The 296-nt window shown below is 37.2% G+C and carries 1 protein-coding gene; it reads right to left on the bottom strand.

Features of this window, described 5'->3' with window-relative positions; translation table 11 throughout:
• On the bottom strand, positions 1 to 296 hold a 296-nt coding region (locus tag ACNQ0W_RS25590), incomplete at both ends, for an IS30 family transposase (RefSeq protein ID WP_417933331.1).

Raw genomic sequence — 296 nt, forward strand, 5'->3', positions numbered from 1 at the left:
TCAGCTTCCCAATGACCCGGTATTTTTCTTTCTTGAACTTCGGCTGGGCGCTCATGAATAGTTTTAATATCCTGTAATATAGAATCTTTTTTAGGTTCACCGTTAGCTTTTCGCTTTTTATTTTCATGACGTAGACAGGATAATAAGTCTTTTTTCAACTCACCCTTGGGTAATGCTCGTATCGTTGAATAAATCGTTGTATGGCTTACATTCATTGTTTGATCCAAATCAGGAAATGTCTTTAAACGCTTTGCTATTTGCTGAGGAGACCATAAACAACGGATCGCTTCAACAAT

The sequence above is a fragment of the Enterobacter cloacae complex sp. 6730903 genome (assembly GCF_048283985.1).
Lineage (GTDB): Bacteria > Pseudomonadota > Gammaproteobacteria > Enterobacterales > Enterobacteriaceae > Enterobacter > Enterobacter hormaechei_C.